12 protein-coding genes and 1 pseudogene are annotated in these 13,687 nt (G+C 47.6%); 1 reads left to right on the forward strand and 12 read right to left on the reverse strand.

Annotated elements, in window-relative coordinates; all coding sequences use genetic code 11:
* Positions 1–263 precede the first annotated feature (263 nt).
* From AC08OG_RS13000 to parE, 11 genes and pseudogenes are all read right to left on the reverse strand, one after another.
* A complete protein-coding gene (locus tag AC08OG_RS13000) occupies positions 264–1,271 on the reverse strand; it encodes a formate dehydrogenase subunit gamma (protein ID WP_292400423.1) in 1,008 nt (335 codons plus the stop codon).
* A 10-nt stretch (positions 1,272–1,281) separates the two neighbouring features.
* Positions 1,282–1,461 (reverse strand): hypothetical protein, encoded by a 180-nt coding sequence (locus tag AC08OG_RS13005; protein WP_439504071.1) that lies wholly within the window; start codon positions 1,459–1,461, stop codon positions 1,282–1,284.
* 2 nt (positions 1,462–1,463) lie between these two features.
* Positions 1,464–2,048 carry a formate dehydrogenase FDH3 subunit beta gene (gene fdh3B, locus AC08OG_RS13010; RefSeq protein WP_292353481.1) on the reverse strand — a complete coding sequence of 195 codons (585 nt, stop codon included), beginning with the start codon at positions 2,046–2,048 and terminating at the stop codon, positions 1,464–1,466.
* Positions 2,049–2,064: 16 nt separating this feature from the next.
* Entirely contained in the window at positions 2,065–4,941 is a 2,877-nt protein-coding gene (locus tag AC08OG_RS13015) for a formate dehydrogenase subunit alpha (RefSeq protein WP_292353480.1), read from the reverse strand.
* Positions 4,942–4,953: 12 nt separating this feature from the next.
* A complete protein-coding gene (locus AC08OG_RS13020; RefSeq protein WP_292353479.1) occupies positions 4,954–5,163 on the reverse strand; it encodes a Tat pathway signal protein in 210 nt (69 codons plus the stop codon).
* A 131-nt stretch (positions 5,164–5,294) separates the two neighbouring features.
* Complete coding sequence (locus tag AC08OG_RS13025; RefSeq protein WP_482929706.1) at positions 5,295–5,870, reverse strand: TorD/DmsD family molecular chaperone; 576 nt, start codon at positions 5,868–5,870, stop codon at positions 5,295–5,297.
* A gap of 5 nt (positions 5,871–5,875) precedes the next feature.
* Entirely contained in the window at positions 5,876–7,411 is a 1,536-nt protein-coding gene (locus AC08OG_RS13030) for a 4Fe-4S binding protein (RefSeq protein WP_482930555.1), read from the reverse strand.
* A gap of 1 nt (position 7,412) precedes the next feature.
* The gene (locus AC08OG_RS13035) at positions 7,413–7,874 is read right to left on the reverse strand and encodes a DUF3306 domain-containing protein (protein WP_482929707.1); all 462 of its coding nucleotides are present in this window, start codon (positions 7,872–7,874) and stop codon (positions 7,413–7,415) included.
* Complete coding sequence (locus tag AC08OG_RS13040) at positions 7,871–8,341, reverse strand: DUF3305 domain-containing protein (protein WP_292400438.1); 471 nt, start codon at positions 8,339–8,341, stop codon at positions 7,871–7,873. Before AC08OG_RS13040 ends, AC08OG_RS13035 begins: the two co-directional genes overlap by 4 nt.
* Positions 8,342–8,394: 53 nt before the next feature.
* The gene (gene parC / locus AC08OG_RS13045; RefSeq protein ID WP_482929708.1) at positions 8,395–10,635 is read right to left on the reverse strand and encodes a DNA topoisomerase IV subunit A; all 2,241 of its coding nucleotides are present in this window, start codon (positions 10,633–10,635) and stop codon (positions 8,395–8,397) included.
* Positions 10,636–10,649: 14 nt separating this feature from the next.
* Positions 10,650–12,547 (reverse strand): annotated as a pseudogene (gene parE / locus AC08OG_RS13050) (DNA topoisomerase IV subunit B).
* Between the two features lie 345 nt (positions 12,548–12,892).
* Here parE and AC08OG_RS13055 point away from each other — a divergent pair.
* Entirely contained in the window at positions 12,893–13,465 is a 573-nt protein-coding gene (locus tag AC08OG_RS13055; RefSeq protein ID WP_482929709.1) for a Tll0287-like domain-containing protein, read from the forward strand.
* Here AC08OG_RS13055 and AC08OG_RS13060 read toward each other — a convergent pair.
* Positions 13,462–13,665 carry a winged helix-turn-helix domain-containing protein gene (locus tag AC08OG_RS13060; RefSeq protein ID WP_292400443.1) on the reverse strand — a complete coding sequence of 68 codons (204 nt, stop codon included), beginning with the start codon at positions 13,663–13,665 and terminating at the stop codon, positions 13,462–13,464. The genes AC08OG_RS13055 and AC08OG_RS13060 overlap by 4 nt on opposite strands.
* Positions 13,666–13,687: the final 22 nt, after the last annotated feature.

The following is a 13,687-nucleotide window of genomic DNA, read 5'->3' on the forward strand; positions in this document are numbered from 1 at the left end:
TAACGGCCGATGTGAAGCCTGATGACGAGCAAAAATCAAAGCGAAATCAAGCTTTTGTTTAAAGATAAGATGGGGAGCTTTTGCGAGAGTTCAAAAATGCACTAAATAAATGCACATTGCCTGAGCCGGCACGTTTCTCGTGCATTACATAAAGGAAAAATGATCCAATATGGATCATGAAAATTTTTTTCTAAGGCATCAAAAAAACAACAGCCAACCCGTTTTTGCGAGTTGGCTGATAACAGGTATCTGATTTGCGCAAATTACTGAGGCGTATTTTGCTGTTGTTCCTCGACTTCTTTTAGCCAAAGGTCGTGATGCTGTTCGGCCCAGGCAACATCAACATGACCGGTGGTCATGCCTTCCAGAGCACCTTCGGTTCCGAGGGTACCGATATAGATATGGCCCAGTGAAAATGCCATCAGTAACATCGCGGTCAGGATATGGATCAGATGCGCGCCAATGATGACTTCACGTTCCTGTCCAAAATTGGGGAAATCCAAAACCAGGCCTGAGAAACACAATGCCACACCGGCTGTGGCCAACGTCCAGAACCAGGCTTTTTCACCACCATTGAACTTGCCTGCAGAAGGATGTTTATCCCCTACCATGCCGCCAAAGGCTTTAAACCATTCAATATCAACTTTGGTAAACAGATTATTTTTGAACCATTTGATGAGAATAATAAATAACGCCACCATGAACACCGGTCCAAGTACGTTATGTATCCATTTGGCTGCAGTAGCGTAGGCTGAAAAGCCCGGATACCCCAGTAATGGAATTAAGGCAAAACGCCCATACAAAAGGCTGAGCCCAGTAATGGCCAGCAAGATAAATAAGGTGGCTGTTGTCCAATGCAGTCGACGTTCGTTCAACGTCCAGCGCTGTACCGTTTTACCGGTACGCGGATGGGTTAATTTGATCTCGCCTCGCCACAAATAAAATGCAGCAAGAATAACCAGCACACCACTGAGCAACCATGCACCATAGGTCGCAATCGGACCATTGCGCAGCTGACGCCAGTTTTGACCTGCTCCCTGGATCAGTTCATTGGTTTCCTGACCTTTAACAGCGCTATAACCTTCTTGATTTTCACGCACTTGTCGCCAGGTATCAGAACGAGGGTTGGTCTGCTCATCTGCTGCCGGTTGGTCCGTCATACTGACATACAGATAACCGGTTAACGGCAATATCAGGATTGCCAGCACAATGATCAACATCGCCCAGAGCGATGTTTTTTTACGATTATTCATAGCAGCAGTTGCAGACATGCCTTCTCCGTTAGCGATCCGTTTGTACGCTGTTGAAACGCTGCTTCAATATTTCTGCGCGTTCTTCTGCTGATAGAGCATGATTGTCCTCACTACCTTTATACACGCCAGCTTGATGCATGGTTACGTCAGTATCTTCATAACAAGCGGTCAGTAGTAAGGCGCCAAGCATTAAAACAAGCAGTCTCATGATTAATCCTTGTAGGCTGTTGCCCAACCCCAGTTATCCGGACGGCCACCACGACGAACAACGCGGCTGCGGAACAGATCAGCGACGATATCACCATCACCAGCAATCAATGCTTTGGTCGAACACATCTCAGCACACAATGGTAATTTACCTTCGGCTAAACGATTACGCCCATATTTTTCAACTTCTTCAGCCGAATTATCTTCTTCAGGACCACCAGCACAAAAAGTACATTTGTCCATTTTGCCACGTGCACCAAAGGCACCTTCCTGTGGATATTGCGGCGCGCCAAACGGGCAGGCATAAAAGCAGTAACCACAGCCGATGCAGATATCTTTGTCATGCAATACCACCCCATCATCGGTGGTGTAGAAACAATCAACCGGACAGACCGCCTGACAAGGTGCATCGGTACAATGCATGCAGGCGACTGAGATAGATTTTTCACCTGGAATACCATCATCAATGGTGACGACACGACGACGATTAATTCCCCAGGGTACTTCATGTTCATTTTTACAGGCAGTGACACAGGCATTGCATTCAATACAACGCTCGGCATCACACAAAAACTTCATTCGAGCCATTTAGCAATCCCCTTAATTAGGCAGCACGGACACGACAGAGAGAAACTTTGGTTTCCTGCATTGCCGTTACGGAGTCATAACCATACGTGAATACGGTGTTACACGATTCACCTCGAACATGTGGCACAGTGCCTTCAGGATAGTTATCAATCAAATCCTTGCCCTGATAATGACCACCAAAGTGGAACGGCATAAACACAACGCCCCGTTCAACACGTTCAGTCACCATGGCCATTACTTTAATGGAGCCACCTTCAGGTCCATCGACCCAAACCTGTTCACCATTTCTGATACCTGCATTGTTCGCATCAACCGGGTTGATTTCAATAAACATATCCTGCTGCAATTCAGCCAGCCATGGATTGGAGCGGGTTTCTTCACCACCACCTTCGTATTCAACCAAACGACCACTGGTCATAATCAATGGGAAGTCTTTGCTAAAATCCGTCGCTTGAATTGATCCATAGCGAGTCGGCAGACGATAGAAGCTGCGGCGATCTTCGTAAGTAGGATATTTCTCTACCAAATCACGACGTGTTGTATAAAGCGGTTCGCGGTGAATCGGTACTGGATCCGGGAACTGCCAGACGATGGCACGCGCTTTGGCATTTCCATAGGGTGCACAGCCATGTTTGATCGCTACACGCTGAATACCACCGGATAAATCAGTTTTCCAGTTTCTACCCTCAGCTTCAGCTTTTTCCTCAGCGGTCAGGTCATCCCACCAGCCCAGCTCTTTGAGCATCGCATCGGTAAATTCAGGGTAACCATCGGTAAGCTCAGCGCCCACAGTACTGGAACCTTCTTCGGATAACAGATTAACGCCATCACGTTCCACACCAAAGCGGGCACGGAATGGACCACCACCCTCTGCTACCGGTGTCGAGTTGTCATACAGAATATGGCTGCCAGGATGTTTCATTTCCGGTGGTCCCCAGCATGGCCATGGAAGACCATAAATCTCACCATCACAGGGTCCGCCTTCAGCTTTCAAAGTGGTGGTATTGAAGGTATGCAGGTTTTCCGATTGCAGTTTGAGACGTTCTGGTGATTGACCGGTGTACCCAACTGCCCACATGCCTCTGTTGTATTCACGGGTGATATCTTCAATTAATGGCTCTTCACCATTCACGGTAATCTGATTACAAAGCTCTTTTTCAAAACCGAATTTTTTGGCGAATTTATACATGATCGTATGATCAGGCAAAGACTCAAACAGCGGTTTGATAATCTGGAAACGCCATTGCACTGAGCGGTTTGATGACGTCAATGAACCATAAGTTTCAAACTGTGTTGCAGCCGGTAACAGGTATACACCGTCGGTACGATCGTTCATTACCGCTGAAACAGTAGGATACGGATCAACCACTACCAGCAGATCCAGTTTTTCCATGGCTTTTTTCATTTCAGGGCCACGCGTCTGACTGTTGGGTGCGTGTCCCCATAACACCATGGCTTTAATGGCATCATTCTGATCGATGTTATCTTTGTTTTCCAACACCCCATCGATCCAGCGAGAGACTGTTATACCGTTGGTATACATTGGTGACACTGCCGTGCCATCGATTTCTTCGTATTTACTCTGATCAAATTTTTGTTTCAGCCAGTCCAGCTCAACATCCCAGACACGAGCCCAATGCTGCCAGGCACCTTCAGCCAGTCCGTAATAACCCGGAAGACTATTAGAAACCACACCAAAATCAGTGGCACCCTGAACGTTATCATGACCACGGAAAATATTGGTCCCACCACCGGAAACACCCATATTACCGAGCGCCAGTTGCAGGATACATAAAGCACGGGTATTGCTGTTACCAACGGTATGCTGGGTTATGCCCATGCACCAGATGACAGTGCCGGGACGATGTTCGGCCATGGTTTTAGCCGCCTGATAAACATCGGCTTCTTTGGCTCCGGAAACCTTTTCAACTTCAGCAGGTGGCCAGTTAGCCACTTCCTTACGGATTTCGTCCATTCCGTAAACACGCTGTTCGATAAACGTTTTATCTTCCCAGCCATTTTCAAAAATATGCCAGAGCATGCCCCAGACAAACGGAATATCCGAACCACTACGAATACGAATAAATTGATCGGCGTGGGCAGCAGTACGACTGAAACGCGGATCAACCACGATAACCGGTGCACCACGCTCTTTACCGCGGAAAATATGCTGTAATGAAACAGGGTGTGCCTCGGCCGGGTTAGCACCGATAATAAAAATTGCTTTGGAATTATGAATATCGTTATAGGAATTAGTCATTGCCCCGTAGCCCCAGGTGTTTGCAACACCGGCAACTGTGGTGGAATGACAGATCCGCGCCTGATGATCAACGTTATTGGTGCCCCAGAACGCGGCAAATTTGCGGAACAGATAAGCCTGTTCATTGCTGAATTTTGCTGACCCCAGCCAGTAAACTGAGTCCGGACCAGATGTTTCGCGAATGTTCAGCATCTGGGTGCCGATTTCATCAATGGCTTGTTCCCATGACACACGCTGCCATTTGCCATCGACTTTTTTCATTGGATATTTGAGTCGTTTGTCACCATGACCATGTTCACGAACCGAAGCACCTTTGGCACAATGCGAGCCAAGGTTGAAAGGATGATCAAAGCTGGGTTCCTGACCAATCCACACGCCATTTTGTACTTCAGCGGTGACACCGCAGCCTACACTGCAATGACTGCAAACACTGCGAACCCGGGTGATTTCACCTTCATCGTATGCAGGTTGCCGCCCTTCAGCTGCCTCGGCTTTCTGAATCATTGCATTAGGCAGCAAACTCATAAAGGCTGCGCCACCTGCCGCGATACCTGAACCTTTCAGAAAGGTTCTACGATTTACGCCAGAGATACCACTGATAATGGCTGCCGGATCACGTTTAGTCAGTTTCATAACGTCAGTCTTTTAAAAGTCAGCACGCTGGTAGTAAGTTTCAACATGCTCAGTATGTTGATAACCTTTTGCAGCAGGAGCGGGTTCGGCGGGAGTTTGTACAATTTTTTGCGGAGCAGCTTGCAACGTATTTGCTGTTAAAGCCAACGTTGCCGTGCCACCAATTGTGGCGGTCAATTTGTGCAGAAATTCTCTGCGGCTATTTGATGGCTTTGCAGTCATGGATTTCTCCGAATGAAATTCAGTGCAGTGACACGCAAGGGGTTGTCAACGTTGACAACAAATTGAGCCCTAATTATCGCGCAGACGAGGTTACTGTTCAAGGAGATTCGCCTGCAAATTCAAACTATCTGTCATTGTTCGAGTCGTTGAAGTTCCGCTTCTATGAAATGTTTGCCCAATAATGCGACGGCTGTATAAAAAACAGCACTTTTTGCCTTGGCCAAATCCGTAAAGAACTTGGCTGCCCAGGGGCGTAAATGCGCATTAAAAAAGGCTTTATCGTCAATGACCGGGATGCCATTGGCTGACAGGATAAGTCGCATCACATCACACTCACCGGCGATATGATCTTCGGGTTCAGCTTTATCCTCTTGCCGCTCCAGCCCCAGTTTTCCGAGATCAACACGTAATCTTGCCAGGGGTTTTTCATTTAAAAAACCGCTTTGGTAATAAGAACCGTATGGAATCACCTCTCCCTGAGCCAGTCCGATAAACAATAATTGATATTCATCGGCGATTTGTTCAGCACTGTTGTGTGCTGCCGCATCGATCAAAGCCTGCCAGCCCTGACCAAGAGGACTTTCCGGTTCAGTGACTTGCAAACGGCTGATATTATCAAGCAAGTCCTGCTCTGGTGGCGTTGCCAGCAAATTGGCTAAAAGCGCATAGGTTTGGGCGCGCCACTGAGTTTCTTCAATTTCTTCCACGTTTGTTAACCTTTTTTGAACATGGCTTTGACACGACAATCCTCACACATCTTCAGCTGTTCCAGCGCCGCGCCCTGAAACATATGATGATCTTTTAATTTTGCGGTAATCGTGTCGATCATTTTCTGAGTGGCAAACGGTTTTGCACAACTGATGCAATGAAAAATCGCCTCTTCATGCAAAATACGCTTTTGCCGTGCCTGATCCCGTTGATACAAATAACGTGGTGCCAGACTGATGGCATTTTCAGGGCAGGCCGTTTCACAAATACCGCATTGCACACATAAATCTTCAATAAAATTGAGTTGCGGTTTATCGACGCCATCAACCAACGCCCCAACCGGGCAGACCGATACGCAAGACATACATAATGTACAGGCTTGTTTATCGACCAGAATCTCCCCAAAGGGAGCCGGTTTTTCCAGTTTGATTTCTGCCTGAGGTGAGGGGGCATTTTCATACAGATGCGACAAAGCCATGGTACTGACCCGCCGCTTGTTATCCATACCGGCAAAGCGGCTTGGAGTGGCAGCCTCTGTTTTGGGTAACTGCTGGATGTGGGATTTTAAGGCCGTAAAATCATTGCCTTGATGCCAGTGAATGGCGGTTGAATAGCCCATGCCGTTCAATAATTCGTTGGTTAAGGTTATTTGCTGCTGCAATTCCTGCCAATCATGATCACTATGGGTCAGCGCATCCCAAACCGTGACACCAGCAGCGCCATAGGCCATCGCCGCCAGCCAGAATGGCATACTCAATGCGCCAATTTCTTCAATCGAGAAGGTAATCACATTGTCAGTGAGTTCATGACCGCGCATTTCCAACAAGGTTTGAGCATTGGATTCATCATGAATCAGAATATGCGGTGGCTGGGTTTCCAGTTCGTCATATTGCTGCATCATTGAACGTAACCGTTCAAGGCTAACGTCCAGCGATGGCAACGCATAATTCATTGCACCGGATGGGCAAACGGCCACACAGCTGCCACAGCCCTGGCATAAATTGGGATCTACCCGAACTTCGTCACCGGCATGGCTTATTGCTTCAGCGGGACAGGCTTCAAGACATTGATTACAGCCTTGAATACCACGGCGCGAATGGGCACAGATATTCGGTTTGTATTGGAAATACCGCGGTTTATCAAAAATACCAATCAGATCGGGCAATTGCTGTATGGCTTCGGCCAGAGCTTGTTGATTTTCACCGGGGGCGAAATAACCTAAAGGCGAAACTTTTTGTTTGAGAATTGGCGAATCAGTTAAATCCAATACCAAATCAAAGCGTAATGTTTGCCCTGCAATTACGGCATCAAATTCACCCAGCCAGCCGGTTAAGCTATCCAGTTCACCTGCTAGCAAGGTCACATCATCGCTTGTAACAGTTGATGAGTCGGTCACACATGCACTGATAGTTAATGGCTGACAATGTGCTGCCACGGCAGAAACAGCCTCGGCACTGCCAATAATCAGTAAACGACCACGGGATTCAAACTCAATCAATTGCACCGGATGAATTTCAATTCGGCCTGCTTCCAAAACCACGTTATGCAATGGGGTTATCCTCCTCGTCGCGATTATTTCGCGGTTTTGTGTCGTTATTCTGTTCAGAATCTTCTGCAGGATCAGCCGCTGCTGGCTGTTCAGCTGTTTCATCTGGCGCCAGCTGACGTTCCAGCATCCGTTTCATTTCATGGGTTACTACAGAACCCAATCCAGCAAAAGCATGATAGTTATAGTCATTTTCGTATTCTTCAAGCCCATCAGTCTGATTAAAGCCCGGTTTACGAAATAAATCGCGTAATGCCTGTTTTTTGGTTTCCGGATCAACATTCTCACGTTGCCAAAGGGGCAAATCAGCTGACTCTTTGGCTGGTGCAGGTTCATCTGTCCGTTTTTTTTCGGTAGGCGCTGATTTTTCAGTTGCCGTTTCTTCTTCAATATTGGTTTGCTGTTTACGGCGGGACCAGCGCGATAAAAAATTTTCGGATGCCGATTTTTCTTTCATCGAGCGCCTCCATCATTATCTTTCCACCGTTCACGACGGCGCTTTTTGGGAGCTTCCGGTGCATAGTGATAGATCAGAAAGCGTTCCAGCCAGACACATAATTCATCTGGCAAAGCTGCTTCCATCACGTGATCGCCAGCTTCCATATAGGAAGCGGCTTCATCGAAATCCACGGTTAGTAAAACCGGGGTGAACAGATCATTTTCCAAGCGGCCGATAAAATAAATCTTGGCCTGTTCTGACATCAGATTTTGATAATAGCTATCACAATAATGCCGAAATAAACGCAGATGCAGATCGGGATAATAATGCAGCTCACCTTCGGTCTGCGCATTGGACAATTGTGTTTCGCTGAGACCAGGAATGACACCCAGCAAAGACCAGGAATGTCTGGCCCAGCGGTGTTGACTGACTTTTTTCAGCAATACAGCGGTAACGGAAAAATGATCAGAAGGTATATCCAGCATCTCTATCAGGCATTGTGAATTCAGCCTAATAGGATACCAAGTAACCGAGCTTTTTACTCGGCTACTTCAACGGAACTGACTTTTTGCAATCCTCTGGGTAGCTTATGTCCGCGTTTACCGCGCTCTCCGGCATAGTGTTGCAAATCAGCGGTTTTCAGCGTGAGATGACGACGTCCGGCGTGCAGCGTCAGACTGTGATTTTCCGGAACCAGCGTGACCGATTGCAACCATTCCTGACCACTGGTGAAACGTGCCTGCGGAATATTGATCAAACGGACGCCTTTGCCTTTATTGAGTTCTGGCACTTCACTGATTGGGAAGACTAATAACCGACCATCGCCCGCAGCAACCGCCAGTTGTTGCGGCATTTTTGTATCGACCACCAATGGTGGTAATAACGCCGCTTTTTCCGGCAGATTGAATAAAGCTTTACCGGCTTTGTTTTTAGCCAGTAAGTTATCAAAGCGAGTGACAAAACCATAACCAGCAGTATTGGATAACAACACCATCTGATCATTCTCAGCCGCAATCACCGCAATAAAGCGTACTTCCGGCGCGGATTGCAATCGACCACTGAGCGGTTCTCCCTGGCCTCTTGCTGATGGCAAGGTATGCGCCGCCAGTGAATAACTACGGCCACTTTCATCCAGGAACACGACCTGCTGGTTACTTCGGGTTTTTACCGATGCCAGGTAGCGATCGCCGGTTCGGTAATTTAATGATCCCGGATCCACATCATGGCCTTTAGCCGCCCGCACCCAGCCACTGGCCGATAACACAATTGTCAGGGGTTCTGTGGGTAATAACTCGGTTTCGCTGAGTGCTTTGGCCGCATCACGCTGTTTGATTTCGCTACGACGGTCATCACCATATTTTTCGGCATCAGCTGTCAGTTCCTTGCGGATCAACGATTTCAAACGGGTTTCCGAACTCAGTAATAATTCCAGAGATTTACGTTCCTTGCTGAGCTCATCCATTTCGCCTTTGAGCTTCATTTCTTCCAGTTTGGCCAAATGACGTAAACGCAATTCGAGAATCGATTCGGCCTGGCGATCACTAAGACTGAATCGGGCCATTAACTCGGCTTTGGGATCATCCTCATAACGGATAATGGCAATGACTTCATCTATATTCAGATAAGCAACCAGCAGGCCTTCCAGCACATGCATGCGATCCAGCACTTTATCCAGACGATACTGCAAGCGGCGGCGTACCGTTTGGATCCGGTAGGTTAACCATTCGCTGAGCATCTGCAGCAGGTTTTTCACCTGCGGCCGACCATCAAGGCCGATCATGTTCATATTGACGCGGTAGCTGCGTTCCAGATCAGTAGTGGCAAACAGATGCGACATCAGACTTTCAATATCCACCCGATTGGAACGCGGCACAATCACCAGACGCACTGCCTGTTCGTGATCAGATTCATCGCGTAAATCCGCAACCATTGGCAGCTTTTTGTTATTCATCTGTGCGGCGATCTGCTCCAGCACTTTGGCACCGGAAGTCTGATATGGCAGCGCATGAATCACAACTTCGTTGTCTTCGACTTTATAAGCAGCACGCTGGCGAATCGAACCATGACCAGTCTCGTAGATGCGACGGATTTCAACTTGAGGCGAGACGATTTCACCGCCGGTGGGGAAATCCGGTCCCTGAATTTCAGTTAACAGATCATCCAGCGTACTTTTCGGTGATTTGAGCAGTAACAGGCAGGCATTTACCACTTCCCGCAGGTTGTGCGGCAGGATATCGGTTGCCATGCCCACGGCAATACCGGTGGCCCCATTCAACAATACATTAGGGAGTCGTGCAGGCAACAGCTGTGGCTCATCCATGGTGCCATCAAAATTGGGCATCCATTCGACCGTGCCCTGCCCCAGCTCAGTTAATAATGTTTGGGCGTAAGGTGCCAGACGTGCTTCGGTATAACGCATGGCAGCAAACGATTTGGGATCATCCATTGAGCCCCAGTTACCCTGACCGTCAATCAGGGTATAACGATAGGAGAATGGCTGAGCCATTAGCACCATGGCTTCATAACAGGCCGAATCACCATGCGGATGATACTTACCTAATACGTCACCGACGGTACGAGCGGATTTTTTATGTTTGGATACAGCACTGAGGCCTAACTCGGACATCGCATAAACAATGCGTCGCTGGACCGGTTTAAGACCATCAGCCAGATGCGGCAAGGCACGATCCAGAATGACGTACATGGAATATCCCAGATAGGCCTTTTCGGTAAAATCCCGAAGCGGTTGCTGTTCCAGATCGTCAACTATAGTGCTCATTCAAAATTCTCAGTTCAGATTAAACCATCAGCTAAATCGCCATGCTGTTCCAGCCAGACTTTTCGATCACCAGCACGTTTCTTGGCCAGCAGTTTATCAAGCGTCATAAACGTATCATCATCGGCGTCAATGGTGAGTCGAATCAGCCGGCGTGTATCGGGAGCCATGGTAGTTTCACGTAATTGCAAAGGATTCATCTCGCCCAGACCTTTAAAACGCTGGGTACTGACTTTGCCTTTAATTTTATCTCGTTCGATACGGTCCAGAATGATTTGTCGCTCTTCATCATCCAGTGCGTAAAACACCTGTTTGCCGACATCAATCCGATACAGCGGTGGCATCGCCACACAGATATGTCCGGCTTCGACCAGTGGCCGGAAATGTCGGACAAATAACGCACATAACAATGTGGCGATATGCGCACCATCCGAGTCAGCATCGGCAAGAATACAGATTTTGCCGTAACGCAGTCCGGTAAGATCATCCGAACCAGGATCAACACCTACTGCAACAGCGATGTCATGAACTTCCTGTGAAGCCAACACCTGTGAGGCTTCGACTTCCCAGGTATTCAGAATCTTACCGCGTAACGGCATGATAGCCTGAAATACACGGTCTCGGCCCTGTTTGGCACTGCCACCAGCAGAATCCCCTTCCACCAGAAACAGTTCAGTGCGAGATGGATCCTGAGAAGTACAGTCCGCCAGTTTACCGGGAAGTGCCGGACCGGATTGCACCCGTTTACGTACAACTTTTTTTGCCTGTTTTAAACGTGATTGGGCATTGTTAATGGCCAGCTCGGCTATTTTTTCACCATCTTCAATATGATGGTTGAGCCATAAGCTGAACGAATCTTTTACTGCACCGGCAACAAACCCGGCACATTGCCTGGAAGACAGACGTTCTTTCGTCTGGCCGGAAAACTGGGGATCCTGCAATTTGACTGATAATACGTAACTGCAGCGTTCCCAGATATCTTCGGCCGATAGTTTTACGCCGCGTGGCAACAGGCTGCGAAACTCGCAAAACTCACGCAAAGCATCGAGCAGACCTGAGCGTAATCCGTTTACATGCGTCCCCCCTGTGCGGTCGGGATAAGATTGACGTAACTTTCTGCAATCACCTCTGCCGGTTCAAGCTGCCACATCAGGGCCCAGTCGACTTCCTGATCTTCATCGGCAAAATGGCCAACAAACGGTTTGGCTGGGACGCAGGGCACATCGGTCATCGCATTGGCGAGATAACTGTTCAGGCCATCTTCATAACACCAGCGATCATTTTGTTTTTCGGCACCACTTAAATCTTCAAAGGTAACCACTAAACCGGGGCATAATACCGCTTTGGCTCGCAAAACATGGCGCAGACGCGAGACCAGAAACTTTGGTGCATCAAAGAAACTGGTATCTGGCCAGAACCTGACGCTGGTACCGGTATTTTTTTTGCCGACTGTCCCGGTTTCAGTTAAAGGCTCAACTAACAGACCATTTTCAAAAGCAATGCTGTAGCTGATGCCATCACGACGGATATTCACTTCCAGTCGTTTGGATAAGGCATTGACGACAGAGACACCGACGCCATGCAAACCACCTGAGAAACGATAATTTTTATTGGAAAATTTACCCCCGGCATGCAGCCGGGTCAGAATTACCTCAACCCCAGGCACACCTTCTTCAGGGTGGATATCCACCGGCATCCCCCGTCCATCATCAATGACTTCAAGCGAGTTATCGGGATGCAGGATGACTTCAATATTTGTTGCGTGACCGGCAATGGCTTCATCGACACTGTTATCAATGACTTCCTGAGCCAGGTGATTCGGCCTTGTGGTATCGGTATACATGCCGGGTCGTTTTCTGACCGGATCCAATCCCGTTAGAACCTCAATTGCCGAAGCGTCGTAGATATTGGTCATTTTCTCTTAGTCAAAAAAATCAAGTTGCCCGAAGGTTAGCAGGATAAAAGCAGGATGTACAAGCATCCTGGCGATTGGAACAAAATAACGCAGCCCCCATCACATATAATTAGATGCTAATATTTAACCTTACTTATCATTTTCAATTTAGGGCTAAATAAAGTGTCGTTATGAATGCCTGAAGGGATGATCAATGTTGCATATTAAATAATGGCTATGGTTCACTGACAAAAAGCATCTTGATTCTCTGAACCTCGCGAACAAGGTTTTCTTCTCCCGCCATGGAGGAGAAAGTTATCGTTATCCAAGGACATCTATTTTATCGACTCAGTGTGGAGCACGAAGATGAATATTCGGCCAGTTTTTTTTATCACAATCTTGTTGTGTGCCTTTTCAGTTCAGGCTGATAACGCTAAACAGTTTGAAACCCAGGCCAATGCGGCGATAAAAGAATTTGCCGAAACACTCAAATCAGCATTGATGTTATCCATGCAAACAGATGGTTCAGTGAAAACTATTGCTGTTTGTAAAGATATTGCTCCCAGAGTGGCCGAACAGGTTTCCACCAAATACAATCTTGATGTCAGTCGTACCGCTCTGAAGATCCGTAACCCTGAGAATCAGCCTGATGAATGGGAAAAAACTGTTTTAAGAAGTTTTGAAAAACGCCTGGAAAAAGGTGAAATCATTAAAAAGCTCAGTTTCAGTGAGCAGGTGGAAACAGACGGCGTTAAACAATGGCGCATGATGAAAGCGATTGGTACCGATTTAGTCTGCGTCACCTGCCACGGTGAAAAGATACCGGAGCCTATCCAGGCCAAGTTGAAAAAACACTATCCTGATGATCAGGCCACGGGATTTAGCGTGGGTAGCGTTCGTGGCGCATTCAGTGTCAAACAGAACCTGACGGATAATTAACTTTCTTTAAGACTGATAATTTCGCTACGGCCTTTTTGCACTGAGATCAGTTTATCTTCCCTCGCCAGCCAGCCAATGGCTCTTTGTACCATTTTGATATCAAGACCACACTCAGTAGCCAGCTTGGTAATGCTGGTCGCCCCATTTTTTTGTAAATATTGCCAGATTTTGCCTGCGGCATCCCCAATAGTCTGTTGCATCACAAACCTCATCGCGTTGAAG

It is taken from the genome of Methylophaga sp. F7, assembly GCF_056863975.1.

What these genes read in the sequence shown, in the direction of transcription:
- AC08OG_RS13000 (WP_292400423.1), bottom strand. Translation starts at nt 1,271, where the DNA reads ATGTCTGCAACTGCTGCTATGAATAATCGTAAAAAAACATCGCTCTGG.
- AC08OG_RS13005 (WP_439504071.1), bottom strand. Translation starts at nt 1,461, where the DNA reads ATGAGACTGCTTGTTTTAATGCTTGGCGCCTTACTACTGACCGCTTGT.
- fdh3B (WP_292353481.1), bottom strand. Translation starts at nt 2,048, where the DNA reads ATGGCTCGAATGAAGTTTTTGTGTGATGCCGAGCGTTGTATTGAATGC.
- AC08OG_RS13015 (WP_292353480.1), bottom strand. Translation starts at nt 4,941, where the DNA reads ATGAAACTGACTAAACGTGATCCGGCAGCCATTATCAGTGGTATCTCT.
- AC08OG_RS13020 (WP_292353479.1), bottom strand. Translation starts at nt 5,163, where the DNA reads ATGACTGCAAAGCCATCAAATAGCCGCAGAGAATTTCTGCACAAATTG.
- AC08OG_RS13035 (WP_482929707.1), bottom strand. Translation starts at nt 7,874, where the DNA reads ATGAAAGAAAAATCGGCATCCGAAAATTTTTTATCGCGCTGGTCCCGC.
- AC08OG_RS13040 (WP_292400438.1), bottom strand. Translation starts at nt 8,341, where the DNA reads ATGCTGGATATACCTTCTGATCATTTTTCCGTTACCGCTGTATTGCTG.
- parC (WP_482929708.1), bottom strand. Translation starts at nt 10,635, where the DNA reads ATGAGCACTATAGTTGACGATCTGGAACAGCAACCGCTTCGGGATTTT.
- AC08OG_RS13055 (WP_482929709.1), top strand. Translation starts at nt 12,893, where the DNA reads ATGAATATTCGGCCAGTTTTTTTTATCACAATCTTGTTGTGTGCCTTT.
- AC08OG_RS13060 (WP_292400443.1), bottom strand. Translation starts at nt 13,665, where the DNA reads ATGCAACAGACTATTGGGGATGCCGCAGGCAAAATCTGGCAATATTTA.